The sequence below is a fragment of the Rapidithrix thailandica genome (assembly GCF_039710355.1).
In the GTDB taxonomy this organism is placed as follows: Bacteria; Bacteroidota; Bacteroidia; order Cytophagales; family Flammeovirgaceae; genus Rapidithrix; species Rapidithrix thailandica.
Genome location: NZ_JBDKWZ010000009.1, coordinates 76,896 through 92,153 on the forward strand (window position 1 = coordinate 76,896; position 15,258 = coordinate 92,153).

11 protein-coding genes are annotated in these 15,258 nt (G+C 42.8%); 4 read left to right on the forward strand and 7 right to left on the reverse strand.

The annotated features are described in order from the left end of the window. Positions 1-14: 14 nt before the first annotated feature. On the reverse strand, positions 15-809 hold the full coding sequence (gene murI, locus AAG747_RS16380; RefSeq protein WP_346822281.1) for a glutamate racemase: 795 nt from the start codon (positions 807-809) through the stop codon (positions 15-17). A 340-nt stretch (positions 810-1,149) separates the two neighbouring features. Here murI and AAG747_RS16385 point away from each other — a divergent pair, with 340 nt between their 5' ends. Further along, on the forward strand, positions 1,150-1,596 hold the full coding sequence (locus AAG747_RS16385) for a heme-binding domain-containing protein (protein WP_346822282.1): 447 nt from the start codon (positions 1,150-1,152) through the stop codon (positions 1,594-1,596). Between the two features lie 244 nt (positions 1,597-1,840). After that, positions 1,841-2,149 (forward strand): hypothetical protein, encoded by a 309-nt coding sequence (locus AAG747_RS16390; protein ID WP_346822283.1) that lies wholly within the window; start codon positions 1,841-1,843, stop codon positions 2,147-2,149. Positions 2,150-2,375: 226 nt separating this feature from the next. Here the strand turns inward: AAG747_RS16390 and AAG747_RS16395 are convergent, their stop codons facing one another. The 4 genes from AAG747_RS16395 to AAG747_RS16410 all read right to left on the reverse strand — a co-directional run bounded on the left by AAG747_RS16395 (position 2,376) and on the right by AAG747_RS16410 (position 7,520). Beyond that, on the reverse strand, positions 2,376-4,229 hold the full coding sequence (locus AAG747_RS16395) for a rhomboid family intramembrane serine protease (protein WP_346822284.1): 1,854 nt from the start codon (positions 4,227-4,229) through the stop codon (positions 2,376-2,378). A 216-nt stretch (positions 4,230-4,445) separates the two neighbouring features. Then, positions 4,446-5,834, reverse strand: coding sequence for an NAD(P)(+) transhydrogenase (Re/Si-specific) subunit beta (locus AAG747_RS16400; protein ID WP_346822285.1), 1,389 nt, complete (start codon positions 5,832-5,834; stop codon positions 4,446-4,448). A gap of 170 nt (positions 5,835-6,004) precedes the next feature. After that, the gene (locus AAG747_RS16405) at positions 6,005-6,310 is read right to left on the reverse strand and encodes an NAD(P) transhydrogenase subunit alpha part 2 (RefSeq protein WP_346822286.1); all 306 of its coding nucleotides are present in this window, start codon (positions 6,308-6,310) and stop codon (positions 6,005-6,007) included. A 67-nt stretch (positions 6,311-6,377) separates the two neighbouring features. Next, positions 6,378-7,520 carry a Re/Si-specific NAD(P)(+) transhydrogenase subunit alpha gene (locus AAG747_RS16410; RefSeq protein ID WP_346822287.1) on the reverse strand — a complete coding sequence of 381 codons (1,143 nt, stop codon included), beginning with the start codon at positions 7,518-7,520 and terminating at the stop codon, positions 6,378-6,380. An 881-nt stretch (positions 7,521-8,401) separates the two neighbouring features. Here AAG747_RS16410 and AAG747_RS16415 point away from each other — a divergent pair. Continuing rightward, the gene (locus tag AAG747_RS16415; RefSeq protein WP_346822288.1) at positions 8,402-10,588 is read left to right on the forward strand and encodes a bifunctional alpha,alpha-trehalose-phosphate synthase (UDP-forming)/trehalose-phosphatase; all 2,187 of its coding nucleotides are present in this window, start codon (positions 8,402-8,404) and stop codon (positions 10,586-10,588) included. Between the two features lie 94 nt (positions 10,589-10,682). Here the strand turns inward: AAG747_RS16415 and AAG747_RS16420 are convergent, their stop codons facing one another. Then, positions 10,683-11,147, reverse strand: a complete 465-nt coding sequence (locus AAG747_RS16420) for a DUF5606 family protein (protein ID WP_346822289.1) — start codon at positions 11,145-11,147, stop codon at positions 10,683-10,685. A 398-nt stretch (positions 11,148-11,545) separates the two neighbouring features. Here AAG747_RS16420 and AAG747_RS16425 point away from each other — a divergent pair, with 398 nt between their 5' ends. Further along, positions 11,546-12,679, forward strand: coding sequence for a BamA/TamA family outer membrane protein (locus AAG747_RS16425; protein WP_346822290.1), 1,134 nt, complete (start codon positions 11,546-11,548; stop codon positions 12,677-12,679). Between the two features lie 44 nt (positions 12,680-12,723). On the opposite strand, the gene AAG747_RS16430 is transcribed toward AAG747_RS16425, so the two are convergent. Further along, positions 12,724-15,225, reverse strand: coding sequence for a bifunctional glycoside hydrolase family 9 protein/polysaccharide deacetylase (locus tag AAG747_RS16430; protein WP_346822291.1), 2,502 nt, complete (start codon positions 15,223-15,225; stop codon positions 12,724-12,726). Between the last annotated feature and the right edge of the window lie 33 nt (positions 15,226-15,258).

Below are 15,258 nucleotides of genomic sequence, written 5' to 3' on the forward strand. Positions count from 1 at the left end.
TCGGGATTTGTACTTTATACGCTTTTTACCAAAATTCCCTCCATGTCAAGAGACAAATGTTCTTGCATAAAAGCTTGGAGGTGTAGTACTTCTCCCGAAGTATAAAAGAGAAACTGCGGTTTGTGTGGCGATTGACACTGCATGTTTTCCGAGAGCAAAACTTTTTGTACCTGGCGCGCCACTGCCGGAGCCGGATTGACAATTTTTACCTCTTTTGAAATTACACCTTGTAAAGCGCCTTCCAAAAAAGGGTAGTGTGTACAGCCCAACACCAAGTGGTCAATCGGGTAGCCTAATAAAGGCTGTAAAAGTTGACTTAAGTGGGAAATAGCCTCAGGGGTATTGTGTTGTCCGGCTTCTACCAGTTCCACCAAGCCGTGTCCGATTTGGGTATGCACATGCGTTGCCGATGCATGTTTGGTTTTGGTAGTGTTGAAATGGTTGCCTTTAAAGGTGTTTTCCGTGGCTAAAACCCCAATATGCCCGGTTTGAGAGTGCAAAGCTGCCGGTTTGATAGCCGGTTCCATCCCGACAAAAGGCAAGGGAAACTCATTCCGTAAAGTGGTAATAGCTGCTGCGGTGGCTGTATTACAGGCTACCACTACCAGCTTGCAGTTTTCTTTGATTAAAAACTGGGTAATACTTCTGCTTAGCTCTATTAAGGAAGCTTGTGTTTTGGAACCATAAGGGCAATATTTACTGTCTGCATAATATACCAGACTTTCCTCAGGTAGCAATTGGGCGATTTCTTTCCAAACAGAAAGCCCTCCCAATCCTGAATCGAAAACTCCTATCGGCCGGTTGTCCATGTTGTATGAGGGTTATTTGTCTCAAAGTACCATTTCAGGAATGCCTCAAAATTAAAACAATTCCGGAGAAGGGCGGGTAAGAGTCTTTGCTATTTTTCATCAAAGTGCCGGAGACTTGACTCCGGTTGAATGGAAGCGGAGGAAAACCGTAAAACGTCTATATTGTCCCGGAGTAACGGATGATGAGAATTCTTAAAAATGCTTATATTTATTTTTTCTTTAAAAGAAACAGGTATACACAACAGGATACAAGTATTTTTTTAACGGAAGCTATTTACATTTTTACCTGATGCCACTTCTCTCTTTTCATTAACAATCACCCGTGAAAAATCAAACAACGATGAACAAAAAAGGAACTACTATATTGGCAATTGTCGCTATTCTGGCGGTGATGATGCAGTTTTTCCCCATTGACAAAACCAACCCGGTACTCGACCCCAGCAAGGACATTACTGCAATTCATCCGGTTCCCAACGATATTAAGTTGCTTTTGCAAGGCTCCTGTTATGATTGCCATTCTAACCAGACCGCATATCCTTGGTATACGAGTGTCGCTCCCGTTTCTTGGTGGATCAAACATCATATTAATGAAGGGCGGGAACACCTGAATTTCTCTACCTGGGCCGATTATTCCACCGAGAGGAAAGAACACAAACTGGAAGAATGTGTGGAAGAACTGAAAGAGGGTGAGATGCCTTTGGAAAGCTATACCTGGATGCATGGAAATGCCAAATTGAGTCCGGAAGACAGACAAAAGTTGGTGGACTGGTTTAGCAATTTGCAATAATCGCTATTCTGTAACATGGTAAGTTATCGTGCCAAGAGGTTGGCTTGAGTCAACCCATCTCTATCGTATAGCGGAGGTGTGTGAAATTCCTGCAATGGATGACTCACTTCCCTACCTGCTTTTTTCTATTTTTTTTAACATTTTTTTGCTCAAAATTTCAAACCGTAAATCCTTTACGGCCTCAGCGGCTTTATTTGTATTAATTAAAATGATGTACGGATGAATTCTTAAATCCCCTTATGCCATGAAAAACACTGAATTTGTTGATATCCAAGCTGTGACAACTGTGTTTTGGAACTTGGATGATTACTATAAAAAATTGATCACTAAATCTGAGATTATGTTTGTTTTGATGAAGCTGAAAGAATATTACAACAAAGCTTTTGAAAACGAAATTAATGAGACGGCATTTCTTGATGAGGTACAATATATTTTGAGGGAAGCAGGTATTTCCAAACTTTCCCTTAGCAAGTTAGCTATAGAGGAAATCTTGCGGGCCGATGCGCTCAGCCGGCCTTATTGGGATATTGATTCTATCGAATACTATCATTGATTGACCGGATTTTTTAAACGCTACTGTTTGACAGATGAAATGTAATGAGGAAAATTCCGATTTCATAGGCATGGTGACTTTACCCCCTTTAGTTTGATTGTTAGCATTTTTTTACCCCAAGAGATCATAACCGCTTGCAGTCATTACCAGTGTCTAGCGATTTCGTAGCTATATTTTCCAATTAATAAAAAGCCCACTGGTCGTTCCGGTGTGGCTTTTTTGTGTGTTAGGGTTGAAGTACCGGAAATGGAACGCTGATCATTGCCTGACTGTGAATGGCCTCCTGTCCGTACAACTTGGCCGGCCGCCAGGCCGGTCCTTCTAGTAGCAAGCGTTGAGCTTCTTGATCACAAGCTTCCCCCAAAGATTTGTAAAAGACGATGTTGGAAATAATACCTTGCTTGCTTACTTCAAAAATCATTGTGACCTCTCCTTGAATGTTTTCTTTTTGGGCTTCTGAAGGGTAGTATTGGTGAGTCCTTACAAACTGGAAAAAAACTTCTCTACCGCCTGTTGGATGAGGGTACTTGCTACTTTCATCGTATTGATACTGATGCCCGTCCGGGCTGTAAGAGATTCCTCTAATCAAATCACCTTGTTCATAATATTCCTTGAAATAAGGTTGTCCGTTTTCATAATACCCCAACCAAACCCCTTGAGGAAGTCCGTTTACATAATGCCCTTTTCGCTGAATGACCCCATTAGGATAGCGTTCTTCATACATTCCATTGCCTTGCCGGATCACAGGATTTCCGAGGCTGTCCCAGGTTTGTAATACATAGGTCTGTCCTTGGTAATTGTACTTGCTTTTCAGTTGGCCATTCGGGTGAAAGTATTCCCACTTTCCGGTTTTGATTTCCCTGTCGTACACTCCGGCCGCATCGTACCCTCCTTGTGGATTGTAATACAAAAAGACCCCGTCTTTAAGCCCATCAGTATAGTAGCCCTTCATTTGTACGGTGCCATCCAGGTAATAGTCCCTTACTTTTCCTTGCCACCTTCCCAAAGAATCTTGAGTGCCCACTCGGTAATACACCGCATCCCAGGCTTCGGTTTCCTGCCAGGCACTGTCATAGTATAGCTTTACAGGAAGAAGTAAAGGTGCTTGTGAAGTAGTGGGCTGTACCGGTGGTGAAGCCGGGGAAGGAGACTGTTCATAATTTAATACGAAGTGGAGCTTGGGAAGTGTGTCAAGTACTTGTTGTACAATTTCCATACTGTCCCAATAGATATACGATTCCTTTTCAATGCTATTCAAGCGGAATTCAATGTCCTTCTGTTTCAAACTACAATATTGAGAAAGGACATATTTGTCTTCTGCTAATTTGTCTGGTAAGTGATTTTGCTTTTGAAGCTCCTTTTGTGTGCCCGTCCACAGAGTTTGAATCTCTTTTAAGGATTCGATGTATGCTTTATCATTGGAATAATCTTGACGACTGATGCGGAGTGCTTCTTGTTCGTTTTTTAGAAATAATTGAAAAGCCTGATAATACCTGAATTGACTTCTGGGAAGGATCAGAAAAACAATTAACAACAGGATACTTAGAGCGGGTAAAAGTTGTAGCTTTTTTTTGAAGATTTTAAAAGGGCGGTATTGATACAAACCGATCAGCAATCCCATTAATAAACCTCCGGCATGGGATGCATGGTCGAGAGGCATGATTAAATCGATGGCGATGCTGATCGCCAGAATCATTAACAGGAAAAGCAATCCCTCCAGCCAGTCTCCCTTGATGGCTATGGCATAAGCAATGCTGATGCCCAACAGACCGTAAATAGCTCCGGATGCTCCGCAAGAGATGGTCATGGTATTCCACCCGGTACTGACAATTCCTCCGGCCAAACCACACAAGAGGTAGGCTGCCAGAAAAGGCCCGCTTCCCATAAGCTTCTCCACTTCCCTTCCCAATGCAAACAATGCCAGCATATTTGCCCCGAGGTGAACAACACCAAAGTGTACAAACAGGTGTGTGAACATTCTCCACCACTCAGTCCCCAAGGTATAAGGATTAAAATTGGCTCCCCAATGCAGTAACTCCAAGGCTTGAGGCATCAGGTAGTCCACGTCCGCGAACCACATGCCTAGAAACACCAGCAAATTGAGGACAATCAACAAATACGTAACCGGGTATCGCAATAGAGCTTTCAGGTGTGAGTCGTTTTAGGTTTTACCATCTTAATAAGGGGATGAGTATAGAAAAGAAATTGCTAAGCGCCAAGTTTTGAACACAAAAAACCCAGTATCCGGGTAGGATGCTGGGTTTTTTGGTGAAGTATAATTTTTCGCTTTCTTAATTTAAACTTGTGAAACTTCATCGATGAGCTTATTGATCGATGATTTGGCATCTCCAAAGAGCATTTTGGTTTTGTCTCCGAAAAACAATTGGTTCTGAATTCCCGCGTATCCGGCACTCATTCCACGTTTCAATACCGTTACGTTTTTGGCCGTTTCCACATCCAGAATAGGCATTCCGAATATCGGGCTGGCCGGATCTTCTTTTGCGGCAGGATTGACCACATCGTTTGCTCCGATAACCAAAACCATGTCTGTCGATTGCATTTCTTTATTGGCATCTTCCAGCTCCAACAGTTTGTCGTAGTGCACATCGGCTTCGGCCAGCAATACATTCATATGCCCGGGCATTCTCCCTGCCACCGGGTGAATGGCGTAACGAACATTCACACCCTCGTTTTCCAGCATTTGTTCTAACTCATGGATCGTGTGTTGTGCCTGGGCTACGGCTAGCCCGTATCCCGGAACAATCAATACTTTGGAGGCATATTTTAACTGAATAGCCAAATCGGAAGGAGTAGCCTCTTTTACGATTTCTTCCCTGCTGGAACCTACGGCTTTGGCACTACTACCAAATCCTCCGATCACTACATTAATCAAAGAGCGGTTCATAGCTTTACACATCAGTATGGTCAGGATGGTACCGGAAGCTCCTACCAGGATTCCTCCTACTACCATCACCTTGTTGTCGTAAATTAACCCGGCACCTGCGGCTCCCAAACCCGTAAAGGAGTTGAGCAAAGAGATTACCACCGGCATATCTCCGCCACCGATCGGTGTCACAAAAGTAACCCCATACACCAATGACAAGGCCAATAGAATTAGGGTAAGGTTAAAATCAACAACCGGCAAAGTCATTAAATAACCACTGTAGGCGATGATCACCAGAAGTAAGCCGGTGTTAATGAATTGAGGAGCGGGTAAAACCAAGGTATCCCGTAAGAAACCGTCCAGTTTACCATAGGCGATAATACTTCCCGTAAAGGAAATACTTCCGATGAACAAGGCAAAAATCGTAGTGAGTCCTTGTGCATTGCCCAGGCTGGCTTCGGGCCCCATATTGTTTAATTCTACAATCGCAATCAACATGGAACAGGCTCCTCCCAGTCCGTTGAAAAGGGATACCATTTCCGGCATTTTGGTCATCAGCACTTTTTTGGCAGCGACAAAACCGATGGCTGAACCGACCAACATCCCGGCTACCACCCATAGGTAATTGTTGGAGGCTCCTTCCAACGGGGTAAATAAGGTAACGATAATGGCCAAACCCATTCCGGCTGCGGCAATTAAATTTCCTTTGCGGGCAGTTTCCGGATGACCCAGTTTTTTCAAGCCTATAATGAACAGAATGATACTGATCAGATAGATATATTCAATGCTTAAATTCCACACGGTAATCTTGAATTTAAAGTGAAAAAATAATTAGAGGTGTTTCCCGGGATGTTATGCGGCACTTATAAAGAGTTGAAAACAAATTTTCAATGGAAGTAGAAGCGCCCGCTTACAACCCGGAGTTTTTACACAAAGGGTCAACTCGACCTCTTGGTGTCGTACTGCCGGATTTAAGATTTTTTCTTTTTCTTAAACATATCCAGCATCCGGTCGGTCACCGCATAACCACCGACAACATTGATCATGGCCAAAGAAATGCCCAAAAATCCCAGAATAAGTACCAGGTAATCGTCCGGTTGGGCTTGGCGAATCAATAAAATTGCTCCAATAATGACCACACCACTAATGGCATTGGCCCCGGACATCAGAGGGGTGTGGAGCACCGTGGGAACCTTTGAAATGACTTCCATTCCTGTGAATACCGCAAAGGTGAGAATGTAGATCATCAAGAGGTTATTTTGTAAAAATTCTAGCATGAGTATAGCAGATTTGAATTTTTTTTCGGAAAAAAAATTATGACATAGGTACCAACTATCGACAGGCTTAGTTGGAGTTTTCTACCTCTAAAGGTTTGTGATTAGCCGCAAAAGGGTTTTCATATCTCACAGTACCGTCATGGGCAATACAAGAGGATTTGATAATCTCGTTGTCAAAGTCCAATTCCAGTTTTCCTTCCTTCAAAAAGACCTTCAGGTAGTTATGAATATTTTTGGCATAAAGCTGACTGGCGTTCATAGGCAATTCGGCTGCCAAGTTAGAGTTCCCAATGATGGTAACACCTTTGTGTTCGATGACTGCTTCATTTTTAGTCAATTCACAGTTACCACCGGTAGAGGCCGCCAGATCCACAATAACCGACCCGGGATTCATGGCTTCCACCATATCCTTTTTGATCAGGATAGGAGCGCGTTTCCCCCGGAGTTGGGCGGTCGTAATGACTACATCGGATTTTTCAATCTTTTCTTTAATCAGGGCCTGTTGTTTCTTTTTATACTCCTCAGACTGCTCCACGGCATAGCCTCCGGCAGCTTTGTCATCGGTTGCTCCTTCTACTTCCACAAACTTTGCCCCTAAACTTTGGACTTCCTCTTTGGCTGCGGCCCGGGTGTCAAAGGCTTCGATGACGGCCCCTAAGCGCTTGGCAGTGGCAATGGCTTGCAGCCCGGCTACTCCCGCTCCCAATACCAATACTTTGGCGGGCGGAATGGTGCCGGCAGCCGTGGTGAGCATAGGGAAATAACGGGGAAGGTGTTTAGCAGCTTCAATGACGGATAGATACCCGGCAATGGAGGCCATGGAGGATAAAATATCCATGGATTGGGCAATAGTGGACCGTGGAATCATGTCCAGACTAAGTGCTGTGATCCCTGCTTCGGCAACGGGGCTAAGATCTACCCCTTCGGTAAACGGGGCAAAGGAACTGATGTATACTTTTCCCTGTAATTGGGAAAGCTCCTTTCCGTTGACCGGGTGGATGGAGATCACTAACTCCGTATCTTTCAGGATTTGCTCCCGTTCCACCAGTTTTGCTCCGGCAGTGGCATAGTCTTGATCACTAAAAAAGGCTTGTGCGCCTGCATTTTTTTCGACCCAAAGTTCATTACCCTCCGCAATCAGCTTTTGGGCTACCTCTGGATTAATCGCAACACGGTGATCATGCTGTTCATTCAGAATACCTATTCGCATAGCTATAATTGATTTAATAATTTCTCGCTTTTGTCCTGTTTTTTCCTCGATGAATGCTTCTCTTAATTTACAACATTAATCCTATATGAATCAATCATCAGGAACGCAATTGAGATGCTTTTTTGTCCAGTTGGTGTAAAGGAGTGTGTGTAGTGTTGTTATTTGAAGGTCGTGAAAGCCAGCTTGCACCGGTTTACTGCAAATCAACGAATCGTTGACAAATTTTCAAAATATTTATTTGTTTTTTAATAATCATTCAAAATAAATAGAGAAATTTATAAAATTAAAAAAATGCAATTTGAGCAATTACATAAAAAAGAAGTGCGTCCCAAATAATGATAGAAAAACTGGCCGGGGTGAGACAGCAAAAGAGTGTGAGGAGTGAGAGCTTTTTTCTTTCCTGAATGACGAAGGTGCTTAATTCTCAAAAGATTGTATACTTTGCATTTCTTGAATTTCCCTTCGGTTTACTTTCGATTCTCCTGAAATTTTTGTATTTATTTATAGCTCGTTTCACTTATATTCCTGGTGAAAGAAAGGGTATATGACCTCAGAAGGAGGTTCTGATCGACTTCTCCGTTTTTTTCAGACCATTCTCTCGCAAATTTGTTAAATTTATATGAATCCTTGAGTGACCGAACCGGTGAACAAACTGATGAAAAATAAGGAAGTGAGTATCAGGATCGTTTCCCGGAGGATGATATATGTCCCCTTCCACAGGTATCAGACCATTCTACTTTTTTAATAACAGGGGACTTGTTTTATTCAGGGGTTTTGAATGTGCCAGAATCCTAGTGGTATCCCCCGGTTCAAGTATTTGCTTCCTACCAACTTCATAAGTTGAAATGACTCCCAAAAAACACAATCAAATACATTTGAATATGCCTGAAAAGAAAATCATTATTGTTTCAAACAGACTTCCGGTTACTATTCAGCGGGAAGATGGAAATTTGACTTTCAAACCCAGTGCAGGAGGCCTGGCTACAGGACTAAGCTCGGTGTACCGGCAAGGCAATAACCTTTGGATCGGGTGGCCCGGCCTGTATAGCCAACAAGAAGCGGAAAAGGACCTGATTACTCAAAATTTGCGCAACGACCATATGGCCCCGGTGTTCCTTACGGAAGAGGATGTGCATGAATTTTATGAAGGCTTTAGTAATAAAACGCTCTGGCCTTTATTCCACTATTTTACCGAATATGCGCAATATCAACAAGTGTTGTGGGAAGCTTACGAAAGGGTTAATCGTAAGTTTTGTGCTCAAGTTTTGCAATATGCCGGTCCGGACGATGTGATTTGGGTACACGATTATCAATTGCTTTTGCTTCCGAGCATGATCCGGGAAAAACTTCCCAATGCAACCATTGGTTTCTTTCAGCATATTCCTTTTCCTTCATTTGAGATTTTCCGCTTGTTGCCTTGGAGGAAACAAATTTTGGAAGGCATGCTTGGCTCCGACCTTATTGGCTTCCACACCTATGACGATATGCGGCACTTTCTCAGTTCGGTCAGCCGGATATTGGGCCATAACAACACCATGGGGCTGGTCAAAAAAGAAAACCGCTTGATTCAGGTGGATTCATTTCCAATGGGGATTGATTATGAAAAATTTGCCAGGGGTACCAAAGATCCGCAAACCATTGAGAAATATAAGCGATATGAAAAGCTTCTGTCCGATCAAAAAGTAATCATTTCTATTGACCGACTGGATTATTCCAAAGGGATTAAACAGCGCTTGAAGGCGATGGATATCTTTTTTACCCGGTACCCCGAATATATCGGCAAAGTATCTCTGGTGCTGATTGTCGTGCCGTCCAGGGTAAAAGTAGACCAGTACCAAGCCTTGAAAGAAGAAATTGACACCATGGTGGGTTGGTTGAATGGGAAATATAGCCGGATGGACTGGACTCCGATTCACTACTTTTACCGGTCGTTTTCTTTTCATGGATTATCGGCTTTGTATTCTTCGGCAGAAGTCGCTTTGATTACCCCTTTGCGAGACGGGATGAATCTGGTATGTAAAGAGTTTATAGCCAGTAAATTGGATAAAAAAGGTGTTTTGATTTTAAGTGAGATGGCGGGTTCGGCCAAAGAGCTTTCCGAAGCCATCTTGGTCAACCCTAACGATATTCAGCAAATTGTAGATGCTATGTACCAGGCACTCACGATGCCGGAGGAAGAACAGATTGCACGCAATGAAGAAATGCAAAACAAACTGAAACGCTATAATATCCATCGTTGGGTGGAAATGTTTATGGAGCAATTGGAGATTGTAAAGCAGAAGCAAACGGAATTAGAATTGCGATTTATCCATAAAAATAATCATCAAAAATTGTTGGACCGTTACTCCGCAGGCAAAAAGAGAATATTGTTTCTCGATTACGATGGCACCTTGCGCTCCTTTGTGAAAAGGCCGGAAGATGCCAAGCCGGATGCGGAGTTGTATCAACTATTGGAACAACTTGCAAGCAATCCTAAAAACCGGGTGGTGATTATTTCCGGGCGGGATCGCCATACGCTGGAAAACTGGCTGGGGCATTTGCCTGTGGATCTGATTGCCGAACATGGCGTTTGGCTACGGGGACAAGGGCAAGAATGGCATTTGATTGAAAATTTACATCAGGAATGGAAAGAAAAAATCCGTCATATTCTGGAACAGTATGTAGACAGGACTCCCGGTTCGTTTATTGAAGATAAAGATTACTCCTTGGTTTGGCATTACCGGAAAGCGGATGTGGAGTTTGGAGCATTGCGTTCCAGGGAGTTGCTCAGTAATATGAATTACCTGATTGGTAATATGAACTTACAAACCATGGAGGGGAATAAAGTGATTGAAATTAAAAACCGGGATGTAAACAAGGGAAAAGCAGCCCGGAAGTGGTTGGGAGAAACCGCCTGGGATTTCGTCATGGCCATTGGCGATGATGTGACAGATGAAGATACATTTATTGAGATGCCGGAAGGTGCTTATACCATCAAAGTGGGCTTTACTTCATCCAATGCCAAGTACAACATAAAATCTACTCAGGAAGTCAGGCATTTGTTAAAAGCAATGGCAGAGCAATCCTAAAGTCAAGCAATCGAATAGTGGTTTGCATAAAAAAATACATCCCCCAATGTGTTCATAATACATTGGGGGATGCTATACACATTGGAAAAAAGAATTACTTTTTAGCAGCTTCTTCTTTTTCACTCACTTCTTCTTGTGTTTCTTCTTTCTCTTCTTCTTCCGGTTCAGGATCTAATACTTCGGGTACATACTCAACAAGGATGTTAAACCAGTTCACCAGTTTTTTCAAATCCGAAGTGTATACCCGTTCTTGATCGTACTCAGGCAGAATCTCTTCGATAAAAGCTCTCAATGCATCTGCATCGGTAGTACTTACCTCTACGTTGTCTCCATGCTTTTCACGGATGCTCAATAGAACCTGTTTTAAAGGTACCGACTCTTCCTCAGTGGTAGTGTATACAGAAATTTCCTGTAGAATAGATACTCGCTGACTAGCATTTACAACAGACTTCAGCTTTTTTTTATCCAATGACTCTACGATAACTCCTGACTTAGTAGGTTTTAAGATCTTAAAAAGTCCCGGTTTACCAGCTACTGCTGCAATATCTTTCAGTGTCATACAACTTTATTAGTTAGGTGTTAAAAGCAACTACAAAATTAAGAAAGTGAATAGGGATATAGAAAAGAGAAGCGGTTAAAATTTAAATTGCCTTGAAAAACCCTTATGACAGAATACAAAAACAATAGTTAACCCTTTCTCGGTTTTGCATATCCACAGCCCCTTCAAAAGGTCTGAACAACCCGATTTCTTTTAAAGAAGCCTCAAATTCGTAAATGGGGGCAATAATACTATTTTCTTCTTTACAAAACAGCTACTGAGCCGGAATAATATACATGTTAATTCTCTAAAAAGCTGAAGTATTGAAATCAATCGCTTTATTCACAGCTACTTATGATTTTTGTGAAAATTTAGATTATCTTCGGATTTTTTCTGCCCAATAACCAGATAATTCATATATGACAATACAGAAAAGTATCCTTTTTTTAAGCTTTTGCCTGCTTCCTTGGTATGGCTTTTCTCAAGGTACATCGGAAAATACTACCGATACACTTTCCTCGTCCCCAGTTTATAAGAAAGTCAATATGGCTTTTTATCCGGCCATAAGTTATACTCCCGAAACGAGCTTGCAACTTGGGGCGATTGGTTTTTTTGTGTTTAATAAACCTCCTACGGACTCCGGCTCACGGTTTAACCGGCCTTCTTCTTTTTCCCCGGTGGTGATTTATTCCCTTAAAAACCAATTTGAAATCTATACCGATTGGGATATTTGGAACCGGAAGGGCTGGAATTATACTATCAAAGCGGGTTTTCGCAATTTTCCCAATGTGTTTTATGGGCTTGGAAATCGTACCTTTTCCAAAGATAAAGAAGAGTATACGGAAGAGCGTTTGAAAATTGAAGCGGATTTGGTAAAACCGCTTACGGAGCAACTTTTTGTAGGCCTGAACCTCAATCTTGAACACAATCATTTGTATGGTTTTGCTCAGGATGGGCAGATTGAATCCACTTCGTTAATAGGCAAAGAAGGAGGGTTGATTTGGGGAATCGGACCGGTATTACGGCTGGACACCCGTGACGATGTGTTATATCCTACCAAAGGAAGTCGACTGGATGTTAAAATTCTGTATTATCCCAAAGAGTTGGGTAGTTCCTACCGTTTTGCAACGTATGTCGTGGATTTCCGGAAGTATTTGACCATCCAAAATGAGAAAAATGTATTGGCTTTTCAAGGGGTACTAAACGCCAGTAGTGGAAATGATATTCCTTTTTACAAATTATGGTGGATCGGAGGAGGGTATCGATTACGCGGTATTGAAAATGTAAACCGCTATTTGGATAAACAAGCAATGTATGTACAAGCCGAATACCGTAGAAAGTTGTTCTGGCGATTAGGTGGGGTTGTATTTACCGGAGCTGGAGAGGTGAGTGACCGCCTGAATGGTTTTCGGCTTTCGGAATGGAAATACGTATATGGGATGGGTTTGCGGTTTCAACCTATTAAGGGACAAAACATGAACATCCGCTTCGATTATGGCATGGGTAAAGGCGACCAGTCAGGGTTTTATGTTTTAGTAAGGGAAGCTTTTTAAACCTTCCAGGTTTTGAAAACCTGAAAGGTTTTTTCGGCTCCGGATTAGTTTTTTAAGAGTTCGTCCACTCGTTTAAAAGCATATCCCCTGGCTTTTAACTCTCCAATCAGTGCATTCAATTTGCGATGAAATTTATCAGTCCTTTCCGGGGCGGTTCCGATATGCAAAAGCATTTGAAAGCCATTCAGTCCCTTTTCATGTTGGACTTCATAGTCTAGAATACTTTGGTAAATCTGTTCGCCGGATACATAACGGTTGCCCATTTCCGGGACTGTGTAGTCGGCATTTGAACGGGTTCCAGGGGAAAAATTGATCACTTGAATACCCTCTTCTTTTGCCCAGTGACTGATTTGACGGTTGTACCATTCGTAAGGAGGTAAAAAGTACTTAGCTACTTGTGGCTTGATTCCAAAAGACTTCATGGCTTCATAATTATCGTTTAAATCCTGAAGAAACTCCTGTTTGTTTACCAACAGGCTGTCCCGGTTTTCCCAAGAGCAATAGAGCAAGTGTTTATCGGAATGAGCACCCAGGTAATGGCCATTTTGAACGAGTGTTTGAATGGTAGGGTGAAAGGCCGGCTTTCTATAAAAATCCCCGGTAAAAAAGAAGGAGGCTTTGACTTCTTGCTTTTCTAAAACGGAAATGATTTCTTGAGCCCCGTCAGCAAAGACATGTCCGGAAAATAACAAGGCAATAGAAGGTTCCTGGGTATCTCCACGTATAATTCCCCCATGGTCCAGTGTAAAGTTTTTTTGTGGTTTGGCGAGTGCCGACAGTAGATAAATTAGGCTAGCGGTTCCATCCATCGTAGGCTCATTGGTGGAATAGTCTCCAAAATCATCGTGATAGACGGATAAGTCAGATTGAAACGCAGCGTATTCATCCTCTTCCACAAGATGTATACCTTTGAGGCTTTGAAAAATCCGGGTATATACAGGTCCATCGACCAAACCACCGTCTAAGCGATATTGATGCAGAAAGGCAAGTGACGAGTGAGGCGTTTTCGGAGAAACACCCTTTTCCGGTAAGCCAATGATCATACTGGTCCCCCAAGGGTTACAGCCAAACAACCAATCGATACTGGCAGTTTCCAAGGGTAAATACGATTGGTCTCCACTCAGTTGCCTGTACAAGTAACATTGTGTGGCAAAAGCCGCCACCAGATTGTTGGAGCACCAAATAAACGGAGTTCCTTGCAAAAAAGCATTGTTTTTAGCCCTTTGCCAAACCGTTTCAATTCCTTTTTTGTAATAGGCAATGAGTTCCTTTTTGTATTGCCCTGTTGTTTGTTGAGCCAATCGGTAATGACCTACATTCAAAAAGGGGTACCATTGGTAATGGCGGGCCGTATCGTTTTCTATCCAAGGAGTAACAGGTTCTTGACGGGCAAAATCCAAGGCTTCTTTTTGATAATTTTTTTGCCGGGTCAAGGTATACAGTTCACTGGCTGCGAGCTCCATATCGTCTACCCAATTGTCCTCTTCATAAAAGTAGGGGGCTTTTCCCGGAGCTGTTTGACAAGGGCCCGGTTTGCCTTTTCCCAGTTGGTATGCGGATAACGCTCTTTCGTATAGCTTTCGGGCATATTCAGGATCTTTAAATTGAAAAATCTGATGTCCTAAAGCCAATGCAGAACTGAATTTTCCTGCTGTAGAAGCCACTCCGGTTGTACGGTTTTTATTTCCGAAAACACCTTGAACTTCTCCGGTACAAAAATAAACAGGCCTTCCTTCCGGGAAGTCATAGACCACCGAATCTTTATTGGGAAGGCGATAGCCTGCATGATCGCGGTCATCGGCAATTTGATTAAACATCCAATCTTCTTTAGGATGCATTTTTACAAGCCAATCCAATCCCCACTTGGCCTCATCCAAGACATCCGGCAAGCCGTTTTTACCCGGTAGCCCATTGGCCAAATACTCATCGGCAAATGCTTGTGGATTTTCCTGGTATGCTAAGAGCATTTGATACGTAGCGTTAGCGGAAGTAGCGACATATTGGAGGTAATCCGAAGCATCGTGCCAACCCCCGGTCACATCAATAGGAGTCCCGTCAGCCACCGGAGCATAGAGGGTATAGCCATCTCGGGTATGGCAGGAATCTTGTAAAAAGGGGTTGTATCCACAGCGTTGCTGACGCATATACCGGAGCATAAAATCTGCAGTACCCTGATACACTGTTTCATGTATGGTAAAAACCGGGGATTGGGTTTTTCCGATTTGCAACCGGTACTTTCCGGCTTGGTTAAACTCACTGAAATCGATCCGGTAGGTATGGCTGAAAGGGCCATATGCCCCTTTTTCCTCTCGTTTGTGGGTGGTAAACACTACTTTTCCACTCTCGACATCGATTAACTGAGCTTGTTGGAAAGCAACAGAGCTTTTGCCTGCCACTACTGCTACTTTCAATGCATCCGTCGGATAACCGATTTGATTCACTCTAATCCAGTATTCCGAAGGGTGAAAAGAGCAGGAGAAAAGAACGGGCAATACTAAGAGGTAGAATATACCTGTAAGTGTTTTCTTAAGGATGGTATGCATCATCGGAATAGGAGTTATATGAACCTGTAGGAAATT